19 protein-coding genes are annotated in these 20,506 nt (G+C 45.5%); 3 read left to right on the top strand and 16 right to left on the bottom strand.

Annotated elements, in window-relative coordinates; translation table 11 throughout:
• Nucleotides 1–329: 329 nt before the first annotated feature.
• From AC58QG_RS20120 to AC58QG_RS20070, 11 genes are all read right to left on the bottom strand, one after another.
• Entirely contained in the window at nucleotides 330–1,889 is a 1,560-nt protein-coding gene (locus AC58QG_RS20120) for an extracellular solute-binding protein (protein WP_497363914.1), read from the bottom strand.
• 76 nt (nucleotides 1,890–1,965) lie between these two features.
• A complete protein-coding gene (locus AC58QG_RS20115; RefSeq protein ID WP_497363913.1) occupies nucleotides 1,966–2,841 on the bottom strand; it encodes a carbohydrate ABC transporter permease in 876 nt (291 codons plus the stop codon).
• Between the two features lie 12 nt (nucleotides 2,842–2,853).
• The gene (locus tag AC58QG_RS20110; RefSeq protein ID WP_497363912.1) at nucleotides 2,854–3,819 is read right to left on the bottom strand and encodes an ABC transporter permease; all 966 of its coding nucleotides are present in this window, start codon (nucleotides 3,817–3,819) and stop codon (nucleotides 2,854–2,856) included.
• Between the two features lie 159 nt (nucleotides 3,820–3,978).
• On the bottom strand, nucleotides 3,979–4,185 hold the full coding sequence (locus AC58QG_RS20105) for a hypothetical protein (protein ID WP_497363911.1): 207 nt from the start codon (nucleotides 4,183–4,185) through the stop codon (nucleotides 3,979–3,981).
• Between the two features lie 351 nt (nucleotides 4,186–4,536).
• A complete protein-coding gene (locus AC58QG_RS20100; protein WP_497363910.1) occupies nucleotides 4,537–5,811 on the bottom strand; it encodes an FAD-dependent oxidoreductase in 1,275 nt (424 codons plus the stop codon).
• Nucleotides 5,812–5,880: 69 nt separating this feature from the next.
• On the bottom strand, nucleotides 5,881–6,126 hold the full coding sequence (locus AC58QG_RS20095) for a hypothetical protein (RefSeq protein ID WP_497363909.1): 246 nt from the start codon (nucleotides 6,124–6,126) through the stop codon (nucleotides 5,881–5,883).
• Between the two features lie 51 nt (nucleotides 6,127–6,177).
• Complete coding sequence (locus AC58QG_RS20090) at nucleotides 6,178–7,140, bottom strand: hypothetical protein (RefSeq protein WP_497363908.1); 963 nt, start codon at nucleotides 7,138–7,140, stop codon at nucleotides 6,178–6,180.
• A gap of 111 nt (nucleotides 7,141–7,251) precedes the next feature.
• On the bottom strand, nucleotides 7,252–8,124 hold the full coding sequence (locus AC58QG_RS20085; protein ID WP_497363907.1) for a helix-turn-helix domain-containing protein: 873 nt from the start codon (nucleotides 8,122–8,124) through the stop codon (nucleotides 7,252–7,254).
• 91 nt (nucleotides 8,125–8,215) lie between these two features.
• A complete protein-coding gene (locus AC58QG_RS20080; RefSeq protein WP_497363906.1) occupies nucleotides 8,216–10,096 on the bottom strand; it encodes a sensor histidine kinase in 1,881 nt (626 codons plus the stop codon).
• A 17-nt stretch (nucleotides 10,097–10,113) separates the two neighbouring features.
• On the bottom strand, nucleotides 10,114–11,730 hold the full coding sequence (locus AC58QG_RS20075; protein ID WP_497363905.1) for a response regulator: 1,617 nt from the start codon (nucleotides 11,728–11,730) through the stop codon (nucleotides 10,114–10,116).
• Between the two features lie 91 nt (nucleotides 11,731–11,821).
• The gene (locus AC58QG_RS20070; protein WP_497363904.1) at nucleotides 11,822–12,874 is read right to left on the bottom strand and encodes a LacI family DNA-binding transcriptional regulator; all 1,053 of its coding nucleotides are present in this window, start codon (nucleotides 12,872–12,874) and stop codon (nucleotides 11,822–11,824) included.
• A gap of 163 nt (nucleotides 12,875–13,037) precedes the next feature.
• On the opposite strand from AC58QG_RS20070, the gene AC58QG_RS20065 reads away from it, so the two are divergent.
• Nucleotides 13,038–14,450, top strand: coding sequence for an FAD-dependent oxidoreductase (locus AC58QG_RS20065; protein ID WP_497363903.1), 1,413 nt, complete (start codon nucleotides 13,038–13,040; stop codon nucleotides 14,448–14,450).
• 20 nt (nucleotides 14,451–14,470) lie between these two features.
• On the top strand, nucleotides 14,471–15,082 hold the full coding sequence (locus AC58QG_RS20060; protein WP_497363902.1) for an SGNH/GDSL hydrolase family protein: 612 nt from the start codon (nucleotides 14,471–14,473) through the stop codon (nucleotides 15,080–15,082).
• Between the two features lie 381 nt (nucleotides 15,083–15,463).
• Here AC58QG_RS20060 and AC58QG_RS20055 read toward each other — a convergent pair whose 3' ends face one another.
• Nucleotides 15,464–16,138, bottom strand: a complete 675-nt coding sequence (locus AC58QG_RS20055) for a PDDEXK family nuclease (RefSeq protein WP_497363901.1) — start codon at nucleotides 16,136–16,138, stop codon at nucleotides 15,464–15,466.
• Nucleotides 16,139–16,265: 127 nt separating this feature from the next.
• Nucleotides 16,266–17,144, bottom strand: a complete 879-nt coding sequence (locus AC58QG_RS20050) for a TolB family protein (protein ID WP_497363900.1) — start codon at nucleotides 17,142–17,144, stop codon at nucleotides 16,266–16,268.
• A 710-nt stretch (nucleotides 17,145–17,854) separates the two neighbouring features.
• Between AC58QG_RS20050 and AC58QG_RS20045 the strand changes: the two genes are divergently transcribed.
• The gene (locus AC58QG_RS20045) at nucleotides 17,855–18,829 is read left to right on the top strand and encodes an aldo/keto reductase family protein (RefSeq protein WP_497363899.1); all 975 of its coding nucleotides are present in this window, start codon (nucleotides 17,855–17,857) and stop codon (nucleotides 18,827–18,829) included.
• 65 nt (nucleotides 18,830–18,894) lie between these two features.
• Here AC58QG_RS20045 and AC58QG_RS20040 read toward each other — a convergent pair whose 3' ends face one another.
• From AC58QG_RS20040 to AC58QG_RS20030, 3 genes are read right to left on the bottom strand one after another with little or no spacing between them, the layout of a single operon-like run.
• Entirely contained in the window at nucleotides 18,895–19,398 is a 504-nt protein-coding gene (locus tag AC58QG_RS20040) for a dihydrofolate reductase (RefSeq protein ID WP_497363898.1), read from the bottom strand.
• A 53-nt stretch (nucleotides 19,399–19,451) separates the two neighbouring features.
• Nucleotides 19,452–19,982 (bottom strand): GNAT family N-acetyltransferase, encoded by a 531-nt coding sequence (locus AC58QG_RS20035; protein WP_497363897.1) that lies wholly within the window; start codon nucleotides 19,980–19,982, stop codon nucleotides 19,452–19,454.
• Nucleotides 19,983–19,994: 12 nt separating this feature from the next.
• The gene (locus tag AC58QG_RS20030) at nucleotides 19,995–20,498 is read right to left on the bottom strand and encodes a GNAT family N-acetyltransferase (RefSeq protein ID WP_497363896.1); all 504 of its coding nucleotides are present in this window, start codon (nucleotides 20,496–20,498) and stop codon (nucleotides 19,995–19,997) included.
• Between the last annotated feature and the right edge of the window lie 8 nt (nucleotides 20,499–20,506).

Below are 20,506 nucleotides of genomic sequence, written 5' to 3'. Positions count from 1 at the left end.
ACGTTGGATGGGGCGTGAGTAGCTGGATGTTAGGAGGGATAGGCCAGGTCATCACTTTCCGATTAACTGTAAAAAGTACATCTAATTTGCTGAAAATAAGGCGAAAAGTGAGAATAAATGGAGAATGTGTAGTTGTTTACATTAATTATTCCATTTCAGATGAAAAACTGAGAAATTAGCTGTAGGATTTCCAGTTCATCTTATCCTTCAGCCTATTATGTGAAATTTAACTGTAGGTTTTCCAGTTAATCTTACATTTGTGAAAAAAGCAGCATAACCAGATTACTGATTAGCTGCTTTTTCTATAGATTCTACTGTTTCACATTTATTTATTTCTTCGCAGTCGCATACCAATCGTTTACTTCTTTAAAGCTCGCGTCTCCGCCAGAAGTTTTGAATTTTTGTTGGAATGCCTCAATACCTGTAACAGGTTCAGCGCCAAATATCAACTTCGTCGTGTAGTCATTAACCATCGTGTTCAACTGTAGGAAGTTCTTTGAGAACTCAGGTAAGTATGGAGCAAAACCTAATGGATCTATGACTCTCGTATTTGCTGGTTGAAGGGTATTCATGAAGTTCCAAGCATCGAATAAACGCATATCTTTACGAACACGTGCTTGCCAATATGTCGGATAGATTCTATCATCTGTACCCGTCAAGAAGTTATTAGCTTGATTGCGCTCATCCGTAAAGATCGGCAGAATCGGTGAATATGCGCCATCTTTTAACGTGTAATGCTTATTTTCTTCGCCAATTGCCATCGTTCTGAACGTATCTTTTTCAAGTTTAGCGTTCATCCACTTGATCGCATCTTCCGCATGCTTGGAAGCTTTAGGAATAAAAGTAATACGATCGAAGCCTGCTGAAGCACTTAAACCAATTTTTCCATCTTTACCTTTTAACGTTGGAATAAAGGCAGCTTTAGCGTTAGGAATATTTTTGATCAAGGCATCATTAACGGTAGGTACGTCAGCCCAGTGAAGACTGATCACGCCTGCTTTACCGCTTGAGAATTTTTCTTTGGCAGTAGCATCTTTATTGGCAGCGAACTCTTTGTCGAGCAGGCCTTGTTTAAAGAGATCACCCACAAAGGTCACATAGTCTTTATAAGCAGGGTCAAGCACTCGTGGTGTTAGCTTGCCATTCACATCATTCCAAAAGTTCGGGAGACCAAATGCACCAACAATGTTAGGAATAAGCGGAATATCACCTTTTATGGTTAAAGGAATATTTTTGTCTCCGTTGCCACCAGGATCTTTCTCTTTGAAAGCTTTAAGAACAGCGACAAGCTCGTCTGTTGTTGTAGGCGCTTTCATCCCAACTTTATCAAGCCAGTCTTGACGAATGTACAAACTTTCACCTGCAAATGGAGTCGTTTTTGTTGGGACCGCATATAATTTCCCATCGATTTTGGCAGCTTCTAAGGCAGTAGGGTCAATTGCTGCTTTAATGTTCGGTCCGAACTTGTCGATCAGCGGGCCTAAGTCAGTTAAAGCGCCTTTTTTGGCATAATCCGCATATAAAGCTTTGAAGTCAGTTGAACCGACAGTTGTAATCGCATCATACGGTTCTCCCGAAGCAATCAAGATGTTCAGCTTGTCTTGCGGCTTGTCCTGTGGCAGCATATCGTATTGCACTTTATAACCTGTTGCTTGTTCCAAGTATTTAGCAACTGGATACGTGTTATAATCATCCTTTTGCCAAATTTGAAGCGATTTCAATTCCGGCTTTGGTCCAGCTGCTACAGTCGCTGCTGGAGCTGTGCTAGCTTTGGCTGGAGCTGTGCTGCTTTTGGTGTCTGTACCATTCGAGGAGCATGCGACAAGAGAAGTTACAGATAAGCTTGCTGCAACCGTTAACATCATCATTTTTTTGTGTCTTTTTAACATGTGCGAACCTCCCTAGTAATTATGTTTAATATATCATTAAACCCTTGATGATCGCATCAAGGGCGTTAATGCGAATTCACCCTTTTACAGATCCAATAAGTACGCCTTTTACAAAATGCTTTTGCAAATAAGGATAAACGAGCAGCATCGGTATGATTGAAGCGATGACGGTCGCAGCTCGAATGCCTTCCGCTGATACATTCATCATATCGTCAACACTTTTGTTCACAGCACTAGAGCTGTCTGCATCCATGACGATATCACGTAAATAGAGCTGCAATGGCTTAAGGCCTGCGTCATTGATGTAAAGCATAGGATTAAAGTAGTCATTCCAGAAGTAGACCGCATAGAAAAGCGCAATTGTTGCGATAACAGGTACACTTAAAGGAAGGATGATTCGAAATAGAATCGTAAAGTTACGGGCGCCATCCATTTTGGCAGATTCTTCAAGAGCCTCTGGTAAGGATTCGTAATAACTTTTGATAACTAGCATATTGAACACACTAATCAGTGCAGGCAGCATCAGCGACCATAAACTATTGATTAGATGCAGTTTCTTCATCAGCAAGTAATTCGGAATAATACCGCCATTAAACATCATCGTGAATATAAACAGCACCATAATAATGGAAATGCCGGGAAGATGTCTTTTGGACAATGGATAAGCTGATATTGCTGTTAGCAGAATTGCAAGTATTGTACCTACAACCGTGATCAGCAGCGAAATCCCTATTGAGTGAAGGAACTGGCTGGAGGACACAACATACTTCATCGTGTCCAGCTGGAAGCCAACTGGGAAAATCCCTACTTTACCGGATACCACCGCCGATTCATCACTAATGGCTTTGGATAAAATATTCGCTAGTGGCAGCAAAGTAGCTAAGCCGCATAGCAGTAAAACAAGATAAATACAAATGTCAAAGGTCCAATCACCAAGTGTTTTCTTATGCATGCTATTTCACCCCTACCATATACTTCGCTTGATGAGTTTTTTGCTGAGTTCATTCCCTGCAATAATCAAGATGAATCCAACAAGTGAGTTGAACAACCCCACCGCTGTACTAAAGCTATAATCCTGTTGGCCAAGCCCTTGTCGATAAACGAAAGTACCGATCACATCGCCGGATTCATATACGACAGAGTTGTACATGGTCAGAATTTGTTCGGTGCCTGCTTCAAGCAAGTAACCCATGCGTAAAATTAAGATCAAGATGATCGTTGGCATAATCCCTGGCAAAGTAATGTGGAGCATTTGTCTGATGCGCCCTGCACCATCAATGGAAGCAGCTTCATACTGTTCCTGCTCAATACCTGCGATGGCTGCGATAAAAATAATAGCGTTCCAGCCCGATTCTTTCCAACCTGCTGTAAATACGACCACACTTCGGAAGAATTGGTTGTCTAGGAAGAAGGAAATCGGCGTTCCTCCGAACCATTCAATTACATTGTTTACTAGACCACCTGATGGGGACAGGATATTAATAAATAACCCTGATATGATAACCCATGATAAGAAATGCGGAAGGAAAATAATCGTTTGAATCGTCTTCTTAAAGATGGCCTTTCGAACCTCGTTCAAGAAAAGCGCAATGATGATCGGCAGTGGAAATAGAAGTACAATTTTGTAAAGGCTGATCAACAAGGTATTGACGAAAACCTGATAAAACTCTTCCGAATGAATGAGCTTCTCGAATTGATCCAGCCCCACCCATTTACTTCCTGTAAAGCCATCGAAAATATTGAAGTCTTGAAAAGCGATGATAATCCCATACATAGGTGCATATTTGAATAAAAACAGAAATAATATCCCAGGCACTAATAATAGGTATAAATCATAATTGGTTACAATCAGCTTCCACCGGCCACTACCTTTTGACTTGGGTTTGGCGTGAGCTGTTTTTCGTTCAGACTCTGTTAGCGTAACACTCATGAATGGCTCACCTCCGTGTTCTTATAGGACAATTATATAGGTCACACCAAACGACTTGTAGATGGTAATATTTCTGTTTCTGGTGCAATCTTATGGTCTTTAACAAAAAAAAGCCGACCTCACTTAAGAGGCGGCTTGTTCCAAGACAACTGCCATCAGCTACTTGGATCTCTGTCTTGGCAATAAATCTTCAATTATCCCTTCATTTGTCATAATCGGTAATTCCATTCTTCTAGCAACATAAAAAGCACATGCTAAGCTTTCTTCCCACGTAGTACGTTTGCTTAATTCATACTTATCTCCATTAATTACTAAAATGATATAATAACCTTTCATGTTGTCTTCTATTCGAATTTCATTGTTCATTCAGCCCCCCCATTCCGAGAAAATCTACTGTTTAACAAACATAACGGCATCGGCTATCGTATAATCACTACCAGTTGCAGAAATCATCACAGTGTTCCCGGTACCCGCTGTTAACTATAGTTGTGATTTTATCAGATTGAATGACGACTTGTAGGTGGTAATATTTCTGTTTCTGGTGGGATTTTATGGTATTTCAAAAAGCAATAACTGCATTTATAACAGTTAATTCATAAAATGGGTTATTTATTATAAAATAGATATAATTTCCAGTTAATTTTTCTCGTCGTAGAATGATTAGATAAATAAAACAGGCCGCATAGCAGCCTGCATCTGAAAACTCACAATTTGATTTTATTGATAGGACGCTTGCTTATAAAAGACAACATTCTGGCTGCTCAGCGCGCTATGAAGCGCTTCGATCGAAACCTCGCGAACAGGACATGCGTCGTCCGTAGCGATGGATGCGGCGATTCCTGCCGCTTGCCCTAACGCATAACAAGTCGCCTGCACCCGCATGGAGGACATCGCCACATGCGTGGCTGAAATCGATCGTCCCGCTACCAGTAGGTTATCTAGCTGCTCAGTCACCATGCATCGGTAAGGAATGTCATATCCATCGACTTTCCGCTCGTCCGTCGTTTTTTTACCATCGGGACTATGGATGTCAATTTCGTAGTTTGTTTGTGCAACCACATCCGCAAAGCGTGTTCCGCGCACAACGTCTTGCTCTGTAAGTGTGTAGAGACCTTGAATCTGGTTTGTTTCCCTGACGCCGACTTGATTCGCGACATGCGAAAGCGCATAGGTTTCAAAACCGTTACGCTGTAAGTAATTGACGACGGAAAACACCTGTCTCAATGCCTCGGTCTCCGCATAGTTGATGTCTTCGATTTTAGCCCCATTGCCTTTGACACGCGTCATATTCACAAGAAGTGTGCCGTCACTGTTCTGTTCCCAAAATAGCCGACGCCCTTGAGGTAAATCCAATATCTCTTCATATAGATAGCAACCTTCAGGCAGAATTTGAGTTACTGGCTTGCCTGTATTTTGCATCATAAACATCAACGTCATTGGCTGGGTCATACCATCTTCATCTCTTCCCGAAGTGTAGGGTACCCCCGCGTCTAGTGCGGCTCTTGCGTCTCCCGTGCAGTCGATGAACTGCTTGCCTTCGAAAGCTTTCAATCCTTCACGCGTCGATACAATGACTGCCTTCACGCTTCTGTCTTCCTTCACAGTACCGATAAACTCCGCATGATAGATGACCTGTACCCCTTCCTTCTTCATTTTCTCATTTAAATAGTGTCTCAACACAAAAGGAGAATATTGAGGGGCGATCGACACATCATGATCCTTAGGCAAATGATCAGCCAGTACTTCCGCAATCATCTCCCGGTAAATCCCGGTTACATTACCAATCGGCATAAAAATACTAACATTTCCGAGCGTCCCCATGCCGCCTAACTGGCCCGATTTTTCCAATAAAGTGACTTTCTTCCCTAGTCTCGCCGCACTAATGGCAGCCGCCGTTCCTGCAGGCCCACCGCCAATAACAACGACATCCGCCGAATCGTACGTTTCGATCTTTCTTTGAAAATCATAAGTTTGGGTTTGTTGTGTACTCATTGTCATCCTTCTTTCATTAAGTTAAGTTATTGATAAGCGCTGTGCGTCAAGCCAACAGGCTTCCAGCTTTTACCCCTCAGCCTCTTGAAGCTTCGCCCAAGCTTGGAAGAATTTCTCCCGCTCCGCCATATCCACATCCGCAACCTGCCTTACATAATCCAGATCCTCACCGAACAATTCCGGCGTCCACTTGCGACCGAACGCAGCATGCGTCACTTCGTCGGCCCAGTCGTAATCCTGAAACCGTTCCATCAACGGGTGTTTGGCATCGTCACGGCAGAATTCGTACTCGGCGATTTTGCCGGGACGCCTCATCGCCTTTTCCTCAAAACCAATGCTCAAGAGCGCATATCGCTGAGCGGGAAGCTATCCGATAAGTGGATCATAGCCGCCTACGTATTGCCGCAAAGACATCCAATCGACTCCTTCTGCCTCAAGCGCCGCCTGACCAAATAACGCGTGCCGCACTTCATCCCACAGATGCCGGGCCAAATCCTGGTAAAACTCCCATGGCATAAGCTTCAGATCATAAATGACGCTCGCCAGATTCTCTACAGCCGACATTTCCTCTTGTCTGGCCTTCATCATTTCGACCAATCTGATTTTCACAGGATCATCAGGCAGGTTCGGTATGGCCGTACGTCCCATTGCAGGTGGTCCCATCCTTTTAGCATCCCGTACGGCTTGTTTCGGCATCTCATAGACTTTGCCGGATCGCCATCTGGCGGGGACATGTGTGGAAGCGCCCTGCTCGCCGCTAATGCCTCCGGCTGCCTCTAAATAGCCTGTGATTCTGCTTTCGAATTCTGCCGCCAACTCCAGGGATTCCCCTTCTCGCTGCAACGTCCCAATCATCCCTTCCCCCCACTCGATCTGTTCCCGTAAATCGGAGGAAAGCGCCTTTAGCAGGCGAACCGTTGGATAATCAACAAGTTGCTGGGTATCCGTCATATGTTGCGAATACGCTTTCAATAAAGCTGGTTTCATCACTCTGTACACACCGACAAGCAGCTCCAAATCAGTCTCCGCATGAATCAACTCTTCAAAGAGCAAAGTAAGTGTTACGTTGGGCTCTTTTTGCAAGAGCATCGGGGAAGTTCTCAATTCTAGGATTCGACGACGGAGAGAACCTGTTGCCTCTGCGTCCTCATAAAGATGCTTGCCAAGCGCTGACTTAAGATGCCAGTGTGCTCTCGCTGGAAGCTGTCCGGCAGCTAAGCGGAACAACTGCTCATGGATATACCTATATCTTCGCAACACCTTCGAGTTCTGCTCTACACTGTAAGCTCCAGTACCAAAAGGATTTGTAATGCCTGCATACGAGATCATAAAGGCCTCCCTGAGTTTGAAGTAGTATGGTATATGGCACCATTATAGGTGGAGAAAGCGTCATTTGGCTTTATCAAAAAACGTAATAAATATATCAAAACGTCTTTTTCATTATTCATGTCTCATATGGCTTGGCGGACATCCGAAGCGAAGTTTATACATTTTTGAAAAATGGTGCACACTCGAGAACCCACAACTATCTGCGATGTTTTGCAGCGACATTGAGGTGCTTCGTAACAAGTCAGTCGCATAATTAATCCTCAGCTTTAGCAAATATTGATGGGGGGCAATACCGAACTGATTTCGGAATATCATAGAGAAATAAGAGCGGGACATAAACGCTTTACGGGCCATTTCTTCCACAGAAAGCGGCTCCGACAGTCGATACTGCATGTAAGCCGGCACCCAATGTAACGAGGTTGAGCTTTTGTGTTCAGAGCTCACTAGGGACGTATATTCTTTAAATAATTCCAGTATGATTTCTGCGGCGTGTACATGTGCTTGAAGTTGATCGAGTACATTTTTTTGATTCCAGTGCTCGATGAGTTGCTGAAAGACATCTGCTATCCACTCGTTTTTGGTTGACTTAAAAACAACAGGTACAGCAATGTCTGCAAAAGTCGCTAGGTTGGGCTGCATATTTAGTAGAGCAGGATTAGGGCCAAGCTCGACCGGCACAATCATTGGCGGCCGCTCCTGCTCCCCACCTCTAGACGGGAGCAGCCCGAAGTGGAGCGCCAAGACCGTCAGAGGCGACTCCGATTCGATCTGATGCAGAATACCAGGTTGAATAAAACTGAACTGGCCGGGCTTTAACATATATCTATTCCCTTCAATAGATAATTCTGCTGAACCCTCTTGCACGTAAAGCAGCAAATAATCAGTAATGATTCTTGCGTGCGTATTCCACTGTTTAAAATGCAACTGATCGGCGTATATAATGTGCGGTCTTAAATCTTGATGAAAGATGGATTCAGCGGCCAATTTCTTTCCTTCCTTTCGGTTTTATTGCCAAATAAGAAGCCTATCACTAAACCGAAGAGCATTCTTCATCGATTGAGGAATGCTCTTGGAGCTAGCTGCTTGATTCTGTTATTTGCCGTTGGCATTTAAATCTTGCTGTAATGGTGGTTCCTTCTCCAAGCTGTGATTGTATGCTCAGCCCGTAGTCTTCACCAGAGAACAAACGAATCCGTTCGTTGACATTGTATAAGCCGTAGGAGCTACCAGATCCATCTGTTCGCATGGCCGGCCTAGGTTCTGTAAGCAAGGTTTGCGCAAAATCAGGATCCATCCCAATGCCATCATCGGACACGGATAGGAGTAAATCATTACCTTCTATATAAGCGCGAATCGTGATTTTACCTGTTTTCCCTTTCGACTTGCGTATACCATGGAGCAGCGCATTTTCTACAATCGGCTGCAAGGTGAGCTTGGGGATTACACACAATTCAATAGAAACTCCTGCCTCCTGAATCTCTCCCGATTCATCCTTCCCTGTTAAATCAAATTCAAATTGAAAGCTTTTTGGAAAACGGGATTGCTGAATTTCCAAATACACCTTGGCAAGCTCCAGCTCATCCGTAACGGTTACGACATCCTTCCCTTTATTCAAGCTAAGCCTGAAATATCGAGCCAGACCATCGATCATTTGACTAATATCGTGTGCCTTATGCCCAATAGCAATCCAGTTAATCGTATCCAACGTATTGTAGAGAAAATGTGGATTGATCTGTGCTTGTAGTGCACGGAGCTGTGCCTCGCGTTCCTGTACCTTGGATCTATAGGTTTCTTCCATAAGATCTCTGACGCGATGGATGAGATGGTCCACGCTTTTTTCTAAAAAATTAATGTCACCATCCTGGGTATTTGATCTTTCATCTAGACCAGCCATACCTTCGCGTTTAATGACTTTGATTACTGTCTGTACCCGGCGATTCATCCCACGAACGATAAAGGCTAATAAGATGAAAACAAGAATTAGAAATAACACCGTCACCCCAGTTAATGTGGCTACACTCGAAAATTGATTTAACGAGGTGGCTCGTGAACTGATCCCCTTTTTTGGAACTTCGGCTATAAGCTTCCAGCCGGTGGCATTCACGGTTGTGTACACGACATACTGTTGATTATCATTTTCGTCATTCTCAACAATCGGAGATACACCTTCTTTATTTACCCCAATAGCCTGTAAGACCGCCTCGGATTCTAGTTTTGCACCTAGTAATGACTTATCACTATGATAAATGATCGTACCATCGGGTGCTAAAATGAAGACACGCTGATCCTTATTCAACATGATACTTGACACCGTATTCTCAAGTGTCTTCGCGTCTACATCGATGGATAAAAAGCCAGATAAGTTGTCATAATGGTCTGGATCACGCAGGAGACGAATACCCGAGTAAATATAAGCATCATCTCGATCAATAAAGCTTTCCTTATAAACGCCAGTCCAAACCAGCTGACCACCCGCATTCGTAACACTTTCATACCAAGGCCGAGTCTTGAGTGTGTCCATCGGGAAGAAGTTTACTTTTTCATGAGAGAAAAGTTTATTCTCATTAACATACAAGCGAACACGGAATACATTCGGATTCGTTTGGCCATTAATCAATAAATAACGAAGTTCAGCCATAGCATCAAGCTGATCTGTATAGGCAATCGAATTGCTTAAATAAGTTTGCAGCTTCGGATTCAAAAAGAGCGCATTCGACGTATCCCGCAGCGAATCGAATTGATGATCTAAATTTATTTCGGCTTGCTTCAATGTTTGAAGCATCGAACGCGTCACTTCTTCTTCCAGAATGTGCGAGTATCGCTGGGAATAGGCATATAGAAAAATGGAAGCTGGAATTATAATCAACACCACATAGGCGATCAGCCAAAGCCTTGCTGCAAGAACGCTTTTGAAAATCATCGTAATAAACGTCCAGCTTCTGCTCTTGAAATGCATGATTGGCCCTTCTCTCTTTACATAACTTGGTCGCGGAAGGTGCTCGGCGTGTATCCCGTGTATTTTTTGAATATTTTGCTAAAATAACTAGGATCCGAATACCCCACTGCATAGCACACTTCATAGAACTTATTGGCGGGATCCTTCAATAGCGCTTTCGCCTTCTCCACCCGAACCTTAGTCATATATTCGTTAATGGTTTCCCCTGTCTCTTGTTTAAAAAGCAGGCACAAATACGTCGTAGACAGGAACACTTCCGTCGCAATATCCCCTACTTGCAGGTTCTCCGCAAAACGTTTATCGATAATCGCACGCGTGCGTTCGATCACATTCTTGGATTTGCCATTTCGCTTCTCACCAATTCGAACACAGGCCTCGACTAAATACGCCTCTACAAGACTGCGTAAAGCACCTAATGTTTCTTGCTGAAACACTTTGGACAGCAGTTCGTTCTCTTTGCTTTCGAGATCCTGTTTCTGTACGTGCAGTTCCAACAGAATTCGGCTGGCTAGAAGCAGCATTTGTAGACTGATGTTACGTCCATAAGCAATGCCATCTGTCCGATTACGCGATAACGCATTGTAAATCTCGAGCAAATCTTCCTGCACTTTCAGGGTATCTGCTGACTTCAGCGATGAGACAATTCGCTCTTGCTGCGTAGCATCGAAACGATACACGCTTTCCTCGTCTTGCTCCAAATTATCCATGGAAATGATCTGATTTTTGCCAAGAAACCATCGTTGGTCGGCGGCTTCCTTCGCTTGGGAGTAAGATTGCGGCAAGCTAGCAAGTCTGGAAATCCGTTCGCCTACACCGATCGTTACACTGATTTTCAAATAGCTATGAAGGCTTTCGCGCACTTCCTCCGCCAAGGTGAACAGTAAGCTCTCCTGATCATCTTCCTGGTCCATGCGAAGAATGCCAACGAATTCGCCGATCTGATTTTCAAACACATAGCCGCCAATATATCGTTCAATCAGCTCCTGTACAATATTCAGAACCGAATAGGAAAGCAGCTGTTGATCTCTCTCGGAGCGGGTTTGCGCTACCTCGGTTGCATCATCGATACGAATAGCAATAACCCAATAGGCTCCCTCTATCGGCAGGTTCAATCCAAGGAAATCGATACGATCCTGTACGCGCGTTGGGTAAATAACCCCTTCCCGAATGAGAGACATGAGGAATTTCTCCCGCAGCAATGGCATGCTTTGAATGAGCTTGACCTGCATGTCTTCAATGAGCTTGCGCTCCTGCAGCTCTTCATTTAGAGCGCTTACTAACCGTTCGATAACGATTTCTAACTCACTCAAATTGACGGGCTTAAACATATAATCAACCGCTTTAACTTTCAGCGCAGATTTCAAATATTCAGCATCATCGTGACCGCTGACGAACACAATTTTGATATGAGGAAACCGCTCGCTTAATTGATTGGACATCTGAATCCCATCCATAGTAGGCATTCGTACATCCGTTAGCACGATATCCGGTTTCTCACGTTCAATCACCTCTAACGCGACGTCACCGTCATCCGCCTCACCTACAACCTCAATCCCGTAAGCCTTCCAGTCAAAATAATTACTCAATCCGAAACGAACTGTCGGTTCATCGTCCACAATGACAAGTTTATACATCTGGTGTCGGCCCCCCTAGTAGCAGTTCTCTTCATTATAGCTTGGAAAAAGGGATCATACATAGGAGGATCTTATGATTTCTGGTGCGATCTTAAGGTAGGGTATTGGGAAGAACGGGAAGCGTTGTAAGACCTACATGGAACTCGCCTTGAATGCGAATATGTTCAAAAGGTAAGGTCGGATTGGCAATCCGCCACAGCATGCGATCCGCTGCACGATATCCCGTTTGTGCGATCGCCAGAAGCGGTCGTGTGAATTCCGGCAGCGTTTCGAGCTGCTCGTTTAAGAAGCCAACCAAGGAAATATCCTCTGGGACTTGTAAGTTGAGCGCCATGCATGTGTCATAGAGCACAGACACTTCATGATCGATTCCGCAGATGATGGCCGTTGGCTTATGGTGTTGAATTTGGTTGAACAGATCCTTGTGCCACTGCATATGGGCGTCTCGGGGACCGATACAATGCTCCGAAGGCAGGATCGTGATGCCAGATGCTAGCATGGCGTAGCTAAAAGCCTGCCAACGCAGGATGGAGCCACGCTGCATGTGGATATCACCAACGTACATGATACGCTCATGTCCTTTACTTCGCAGATAGGCCACCGCTTGACAAGTCGCTTCATATACATCCCAGATGACACTGTCTATTTTCACCCCGGATGGTGGAAAGCTTAATAAAATTCGGGGAATGGACAGGTTAAAAAGCGCCGTTTCCCACTCTTGGGGCAGAATGCTCGGTGCGATGAAAACACCATCCGCATATTGGACCTCTGCTTCCTCCAGCCATTCGGCCATCTTGTCTTGCTTCACGCGCTGTGGCAGCATGAGTAACTCAATGCGATGACCGAAGGAGAAGAAGCGATCCTGCAGCCCTTGCAGCAGCAAGCGGTTATAAGACACGGATTCCGCTGTCTGTACGAGCAGGAACCGCAATCGTTCATTCGGATAAGGAGCTATATGATCCAGCCTTAAGCTGCGGATCTGATCCATCGTGTAATAGCCGAGCTTCTCGGCTGTTTGGACAATGAGCTGACGGGTCGCTTCCGACATGCCGTGCTTGCCTTTCAACGCTTTATTCACGGTTTGGACGGTTAAGCCAAGCTCCATTGCGATGGTTTTCATGGTGACTGCTTTGCGGGTTGGCATAGGGAAGGGATCACCTCCTGAAAATTGCAAAAGGATTTTATAGGACTTTACATGATTCATTTTCACTATATCACGCTTACTTTTTGGGTGAAACAAAAATTAAACTATCCCCTTCTAATCAGCGATCTATAATGAAAACAAAGACACTAGGAGGAATATCCGAATGACAAACTCAACGAATAACACCCTAACCGTTACTATACCTGCTCAAACGCTTACAGTAAGTCACACGCCTGATGTTGTCGTCGTTGGCGGCGGTGCTACAGGTATCGCAGCTGCCATTGCTGCAGCACGTAATGGTGCCAGTACACTCTTAATTGAGCAACGGGGCTATCTAGGCGGCATGGGAACTGCTGCACTAGTACCTGCATTTTGTCCCTACACAGATGGAGAGAAGCCTGTTATTCGAGGCATCGGCCTCGATTTGCTTGAAAAAATGAAGCGTGCAGCTGGCGAGGATTTCTTAAACCGTTATGAAGAGCTTTTGGACTGGGTTCCTATTGATGTGGAAACACTCAAACGTGTCTATGATGCCGAAGTTTTAGCTAGCGGTGCACAGGTGCTGTTCCATACCGTTGCGGATCAAGTGCTGCTCGATGGCGATCGTATCAGTGGGCTTGTCATTAGCAATAAATCCGGCCGCTCTGTCGTGCAAGCTAAGCTGTACATCGATGCATCCGGAGATGCGGATCTTGCAGCATTGGCCGGGGTTCCTTTTCAAGTTGGGGGAGAAAATGGCGAGCTGCAGCCTGGTACTATGTGTTATGTCGTGACGGGTGCAGATAAAGATCGCTTCGATCAATATATCGCTCAAACAGGACAGCATAAGCAGCTTGAAGATCTCGTGACATTAGCACAGCAAAATGGAGAATTGCCTGAAGGTCGCAAGCGAATCTCTGGAATGGCCTGGATTTCCAACTCTGTGGTAGGCTTTAACTTTGGCCATATCTTCAATATTGATGGAACGAAAGCGGAAGATTTGACTCGCGCTGCAATCGAAGGTCGTCAGTTGATTGAAACACAAATTCGGTTTTTGAAGAAATATGTGCCTGGCTTCGAGAATATTTTCCTCGTGCACTCAGGTGACCAGATTGGTATTCGGGAAACACGCCGTATTCAGGGCGATTATACGCTTGTTGTGGAAGATTTCCTCACCATGCGTACTTTTGAGGACGATATTGCTCGTAACTCTTACTTTATTGATATCCATTTAGCGAATGCCGGCGCTACGATGACCATCAAGCATCTGCCAAAAGGAAAATCACACGGCGTCCCTTATCGCTGTATGCTTCCGCAAGGTAAGTCGAATCTCATCGTCGCGGGACGATCCGTATCATCTGATCGCCCAGTGCAAGGTTCGCTTCGCGTAATGCCGAACTGCTTCGCGATGGGTGAAGCGGCGGGCGTTGCTGCTTCGATGGCAAGCGCCTTCGGCGTTGGCTTCCGCGAGGTGTCCATCCCTGAGTTGCAGCGCAAGCTGATCGAGCAAGGTGCTTATCTTGGAGATAACCCTGGTCTAGCAGATGCAGACCGTGAGGTTGCTGTTGGGGCAGTTCATTATGATGAAGAGAATTAATTGGAAGGGGACTCTCCAGCATGCTTAACAAATGGGAGGGAAAAACCTGGGGCACGCTCGGCGACAGCATCACTGAATCAGGCGGCTATCAGCCGCTTGTTCAGGAAGCTCTAGGCTTCGAGCGCGTGATTAACTATGGCAAAAGCGGCTGTCCCATGACAGCTGGGGGCGACCGTGACTACGGTGCGACGACACATGTCGGACGGACAATCGACACTTCCTTAGATTGCGTTACCATCTTCGCAGGGGTAAATGACTTTCGCCTGGATAAGCCGATCGGGGAGTTAGGGAGTAAGGACGTGTTTTCGTTTCACGGTGCGTATGCCACGTTGATCGAGGACATATTGACGAAGAATCCAACGTGTCGCCTAAGCTTGTGGACCCCACTTCAGCGGAACAAAGATGAATATGATATCTTTTACGTCAACGCAGCCGGTCATCGTCTCATTGATTATGTAGATGCGATTCAGCAGATTGGCTTGCTGTACGGATTGCCTGTGCTTAATCTGTACGCAGAAAGCGGATTGAACAAGCTGACACTGCCACACTTCACCTCGGATGGCTTGCATCCGAATGAGGCTGGCCATCGGCGGATTGCTGATATGGTTGTGCCGTTTTTGTTAGGTATGTGATGTGACAGCCGCCTGCCGGGTTTCGACCTGGGGGCGGCTTTTGTGTTGCTGGGGTGAAGCGGGGGTTGAGTGACTAGGGGAAGTTCTGGGGCGCGGGGCGGGGTTGAGTGACTAGTGAGGAAGTTCTTGAGTGCGGGGCGGGGTTGAGTGACTAGTGAGGAAGTTCTTGAGTGCGGGCGGGCGTTGGACAAGTTTAGAAATAACTGGATTTTGTACAGCTAATTTGGCGACTGTAGCCTGTTTATTGAGAATAAATGGAATAAGTCCATCTATTCTCGGCCTTTTTGGCGCATCCAGTCGTTTTCGCTGAAATTAGCTGCATAATTTCCAGTTAGTTGGATATATCGATGATTTCCCAAAAAATTAGCTGTATGTTTTCCATTAATCTATGTCAGCGAGCAAGCCACTACCTGATAATGCGTACTTAACGATACGCTGACCATTTCCGCTATAAGCAGGTGTGAGCATGCCTTTCGAGCAAAGCTTCTTAAGCATCATGACCGCGGTCCGATGATCAATATCAAAATGCTGCTCCACATCCTTCGGCCGAATCGGCTCTGCACGCTGAACGGCGAGACGGAGGACTTCTTTTTCTGCCATTTGGGCGCGTAGCACAGGCGCTGAACTCGATTGATATCTCGCTAGCACCATGCGAAGCAAGGCAATGCATAGCTCTGGTCTTTGCTCAACATCATCATAAGCGAAGGAAATTACTTGATATCCCATCGCATGAAGAAACGTTTCACGATTCAATTCATTGCAAAATTTCTGCCTGTCCAGATCACGAACATGCGAGGTATAGCCTTTAATCTCAATGAGCAGCTTCACAAAACCAGGCAGCCAAGCAAAATCTGCAAAGTAGGAACGCCCGCGCCAATCAACCACCTCATATTCTGGGTGAAGATTCTCGAAGTCCCCACGCAAAACCCACCATATTTGTTTCGCAAAGAGTGATTCTCCGTGTCCATGTCCTCTCTCCAATCTACCACGACGCTCGCCTTTTCGATTGGCCAAATGTTTGTGGATAAACGCTTCATGTTCTTTCATAACATCCATATTCTCATCCCCTTCAAGAAAATAAAAAAACGCCCCGCCTCCACTCAATTGAATGGAACGGGACGTTCTTCGTCACTTATTTGTCATTATAAGGGAAATATTAGTGAATGGCTAGTGTATCTAATTGCTACTTCAATTTATAGCTAACGAACGCTAATTGCTGACTATCCGGCGACCAGGAGTTGACATTGATCGTCCCTTGACCACCAAACAGAGAAACTAAGGTCCGTGTAGGACCTCCCTCACTTGCCATCAATCGAATTTCAACCTCTTTGTTCGGGGGATGCGCATTAGGCTCAACATCTCCCTTGCGATAAGTGATAAAAGCTATCGTATTCCCGTCCGGAGCTACGTGCGGAAACCAATTGTTGCTCTCATCCACTGTCATTTGCGTCTGCTCACTACCATCCACATTCATCCGCCAGACCTGCATGAACCCGGATCGCGTCGAATTGAACCAAATATGCTGACCATCTGGTGAGTACTCGGGACCATCATCCAGTCCTGGAACATCTGTTAGCTGCCGCTCCACACCGCCTTCAACTGGAATCGTGTAAATGTTGTACACGCCATTCCGCTCAGCACAATATGCTAATTCGCGTCCATCTGGCGACCATCCGTGTAGATAGCTTGGTGCCATCGGCGTAATCAAGGCAGGTTGTCCACCAGCTAACGGAAGGACATAAATACGTGACTGCCCATCCTCCTCTGTGTGATGACTAACTGCGATCTGCCTATTATCCGGGGACAGCACATGGTCGTTATTACACCAATTCGCATAGCCCGAATCGATTACCGTGCTCTCACCTGTAGCAATTTCATAGGCATAGAGCAACCCTCTTCGATTGTAAATGAGACGCTCACCATCACTCGTCCAGTTCGGCGCCTCAATCAAATCATCAAACTCAGCTAATACTTGACGTTCCCCTGTACCCACACTCACAATCTCAAGAAAACTGATGACATGACGTTCTTCCCGCTTGCGAGGCTTCTGCAACGTATTCATGGGCTACACCGTCCTTTTTAGTCCCATCATACTCACTCCCCAAAAGCACTGTCAAATCTGACCAAAACAACGCAATCTTCACTCTACTCATTCCGCTATCTCTACCATTTGAGCTCCTTAGATTCACCTTAGTCATTTGAGTAGCTTGAGTTTGAGGTACCTCTTCCCCCACCTCTCTACCGAAATAACTGGATTTTCTCCATCTAAATTCCGCTCATTTCGCCGAGTAATAAGGATTAAATGGATAAAGTACATCTAAATTTGGCCATAAGCGCCATATCGAGCAAAATGATCCGCATTAACTACATGTTTTACATCTAATTGGTGAAACGGGGGATTTCCGATGAAATTAGCTGTATGTTTTCCAGTTATTCGTTAACTGGGTGAGAGACCTGGGAGAGGGAAACGGGAGAGGGAACTGGGAGGTATACTGGGGAAGGAAACTGGGGGTATGGGAAGGGGAACTGGTTCGTGTACCGCTGGGAGCGGGAACTGAGGAGAGCTACTGGGGAGGGCTACTGGAGAGCTACTGGGAGAATACTGTGGGAACGTTACTGACGCAATGCTACCATTGGCTACTGGGAGTGTGAGGGGTATCCCCACTACTTAACTCCACGTAACTAAGTGAACAAATAGTGCCTTCTTGTCGGACAACCTTGCCTCCCTTATACTTACAGCAACAAACGTAGATGAGAGGATGATTGTAGCCAATGAAATATAGAAACATGGGACGCAGCGGGTTAAAAGTCAGTGAAATCGCCTTAGGAAGCTGGCTTACCTATGGAACTGCCGCCGAGCAAAAAGCCGCGGATGCTTGTATCGCGAAAGCTTTTGACAGCGGCATTAATTTCTTCGATACGGCGAATGCCTATAATCGTGGTGAAGGTGAAAAAGCGATGGGCGCAGCGCTAAAAGGGTATGATCGCTCGAGCTATGTGCTCTCGACGAAGGTGTATTTCCCGATGGGCGAAGGCCCGAACGATCGCGGATTGTCCCGGAAGCACATCATGGAGCAATGTGATGCGAGCTTGAAACGACTTGGTGTCGACTATATCGACATCTATTTCTGCCATCGGTATGACATTCACACACCGCTGGAGGAAACACTTCGTGCGCTCGACGATTTGGTCACGCAAGGCAAAATCGTTTATCCCGCTGTCAGCGAGTGGAACGGTGCTCAAATTACTGAAGCTGCTAGCATTGCTGAGCGTTTACGTCTACGTCCGCTGATTTCCAATCAGCCGATTTACAATATGTTCGAGCGCTATATCGAGCGCGAAGTGCTTCCTGTCTCCGAGCACAAAGGGCTCGGTCAGGTTGTCTTTTCACCGCTTGCGCAGGGCATTCTCACTGGCAAATATAAGCTGGGACAGCCCCTTCCAGCCGATAGTCGTGCTGCGAACAACTCCGTGAATGGCGTCATCAACAGCTATCTCAATGACCGCGTATTGCAGACCGTTCATGAGCTGGAGCAGGTTGCTCAAGGACTGGATATCTCTATCGCTCAGCTTGCTATCGCATGGGTTCTTCGTCAACCAGGCGTAAGCTCCGCACTCATTGGTGCGACAAAGCCTGAACAAATTGAAGAGAATGTGAAAGCTGTAAACGTTGAGCTAAGCGCAGCGTCATTGGAGCAGATCGAAGCCATTCTAAAGAACGTCGCGGACTTCTCCCCTGCACGATAGTCGTAGGAGAAGCGTCAATCGACGGAATAACAAGAGGACAGAGCACACAAAGCTCTGTCCTCTCGTTAAAGCTCTTGTTTCCCTTCCACCCTCGCATACACATAGAAGTAATACGTATACGGATTGGCCTCATCTGTTATTCCCTGCTCAACGGAGATCTCATCCCACTCCGCATAATCAACCTCAGGAAAGTAGGTATCTCCATCAAATTCATGATCGATTTTGGTCATATAAAGCTTGTCCGCGTAGGGTAAAAATAGACGATAAATCTCTTCTCCGCCAAAAATAAAGACCTCTTCTTCTCCGCGACACATCGCTAGTACTTCAGCAACAGAATGAGCGACCTCGCACCCTTGAGCTGAAAAGCTCGTATCTCTTGTCAGGATGATATTCCTCCTCCCAGGCAACGCTTTGCCGATGGATTCGAAATTTTTCCTCCCTAAAATGATCGAATGCCCCATCGTCGTTTTCTTCACATACTGCCACTCCTTGGGCAGTCTCCACGGTAGGTCATTATTTTTACCAATCACACGATTCTTGTCCATTGCCACTATGAATGAAATTGTCAAAGAGATCACAACCTTATCTGGGTTAAACTGTCTGCAAAGCCTACTTCAGGGTCTTACTTTTCCCATTCTTCACGCAAAAGCCCCATCCTGATCGAATCATAATATTCCCCATTATAATAACGGCACTTTCTAAGCCTTGCTTCCATGGTCATACCTAATTTCTCTCCAACCTGAATCATTCTTTGATTCCCTGACCATGTGGTAAAACCAACCCGTACAAGTGGCAATGTGTTAAATAAGTGGTTAATCCACAACCCCAACGCTCTTGTGCCAAATCCACCACTCCAATACCTGGGGTCATAAATACCAATCCCCATTTCGAGCCAATTGGAAGGTTGATGTTCCCAGTAATAACTAACCGTTCCTATAACTTTCCCTTCTACTTCAATTATCCAATAATGTTCTTGCTCAACGATGTTCCTTTTATCTTTTAGATAATCTTCTAACGATAGTGCCTTATGTTCAAAATAAGGTGCATCCCATTTCTTCCATTCAGGTGACTCTTCTTTATAGGTTAACTCCCAAAGTGAATTTAAATCGATTTCTTTGACTGGACGAATAGTCAATTCTCTGTCCTTATACATTTGAAAAACCCCTTAATTCTTATCTATTCTTTCATCTTCCGACACACTCATTTTCATCGTAATGCCAGCTATCGTCTGCCCTAAATGATTCGCTTTCTTCTCTATATGATAGGGCTTAAACCCTAACTTGGCATAAAATATCAATCCTCTTGTATTCACATTATGACAAACTAGATGCAGTTCTTTTACCCTTAGCTCCTCGTTTGCTTGAGCAATCATCGTTCCTATTAACGATTCAGCCGCTCCCGTGCCTCTGGCTTCTAGGGATACAATGACATTTCCCAGCCAGCAGCGATTCCCCTCCTCAAACCCATAAATATTCGCGTATCCAAGTACCTGCCCCTTCTCATCTACCACGACGGTTTGCTTCAGTCTATTTTTGGTCGATTCTATGAGTTGTTCAGATGTGAGCGGGAATTGAAATATGGGTGACATGAAATAGAGCTCTTCCGCATTGCGCGGAAAGGAGCTGATGATGTGGAAATCATCCGTAGTTGCAGGTCTACATGTATACATAGAAATCC

The organism is Paenibacillus sp. J22P169, from assembly GCF_059691995.1.
Note: the sequence above shows the minus strand (reverse complement) of the source record. Positions and strands in the feature narration are given on the sequence as shown.

Bases quoted from the DNA above. Each gene is read 5' to 3' on its own strand.
- AC58QG_RS20065 (WP_497363903.1), top strand. From the start codon at position 13,038: ATGACAAACTCAACGAATAACACCCTAACCGTTACTATACCTGCTCAA.
- AC58QG_RS20080 (WP_497363906.1), bottom strand. From the start codon at position 10,096: ATGCATTTCAAGAGCAGAAGCTGGACGTTTATTACGATGATTTTCAAA.
- AC58QG_RS20100 (WP_497363910.1), bottom strand. From the start codon at position 5,811: ATGAGTACACAACAAACCCAAACTTATGATTTTCAAAGAAAGATCGAA.
- AC58QG_RS20090 (WP_497363908.1), bottom strand. From the start codon at position 7,140: ATGATCTCGTATGCAGGCATTACAAATCCTTTTGGTACTGGAGCTTAC.
- AC58QG_RS20075 (WP_497363905.1), bottom strand. From the start codon at position 11,730: ATGTATAAACTTGTCATTGTGGACGATGAACCGACAGTTCGTTTCGGA.
- AC58QG_RS20115 (WP_497363913.1), bottom strand. From the start codon at position 2,841: ATGCATAAGAAAACACTTGGTGATTGGACCTTTGACATTTGTATTTAT.
- AC58QG_RS20105 (WP_497363911.1), bottom strand. From the start codon at position 4,185: ATGAACAATGAAATTCGAATAGAAGACAACATGAAAGGTTATTATATC.
- AC58QG_RS20110 (WP_497363912.1), bottom strand. From the start codon at position 3,819: ATGAGTGTTACGCTAACAGAGTCTGAACGAAAAACAGCTCACGCCAAA.
- AC58QG_RS20035 (WP_497363897.1), bottom strand. From the start codon at position 19,982: ATGTATAAGGACAGAGAATTGACTATTCGTCCAGTCAAAGAAATCGAT.
- AC58QG_RS20050 (WP_497363900.1), bottom strand. From the start codon at position 17,144: ATGAATACGTTGCAGAAGCCTCGCAAGCGGGAAGAACGTCATGTCATC.
- AC58QG_RS20070 (WP_497363904.1), bottom strand. From the start codon at position 12,874: ATGCCAACCCGCAAAGCAGTCACCATGAAAACCATCGCAATGGAGCTT.
- AC58QG_RS20060 (WP_497363902.1), top strand. From the start codon at position 14,471: ATGCTTAACAAATGGGAGGGAAAAACCTGGGGCACGCTCGGCGACAGC.
- AC58QG_RS20055 (WP_497363901.1), bottom strand. From the start codon at position 16,138: ATGGATGTTATGAAAGAACATGAAGCGTTTATCCACAAACATTTGGCC.
- AC58QG_RS20095 (WP_497363909.1), bottom strand. From the start codon at position 6,126: ATGAGGCGTCCCGGCAAAATCGCCGAGTACGAATTCTGCCGTGACGAT.
- AC58QG_RS20045 (WP_497363899.1), top strand. From the start codon at position 17,855: ATGAAATATAGAAACATGGGACGCAGCGGGTTAAAAGTCAGTGAAATC.
- AC58QG_RS20120 (WP_497363914.1), bottom strand. From the start codon at position 1,889: ATGTTAAAAAGACACAAAAAAATGATGATGTTAACGGTTGCAGCAAGC.
- AC58QG_RS20030 (WP_497363896.1), bottom strand. From the start codon at position 20,498: ATGTATACATGTAGACCTGCAACTACGGATGATTTCCACATCATCAGC.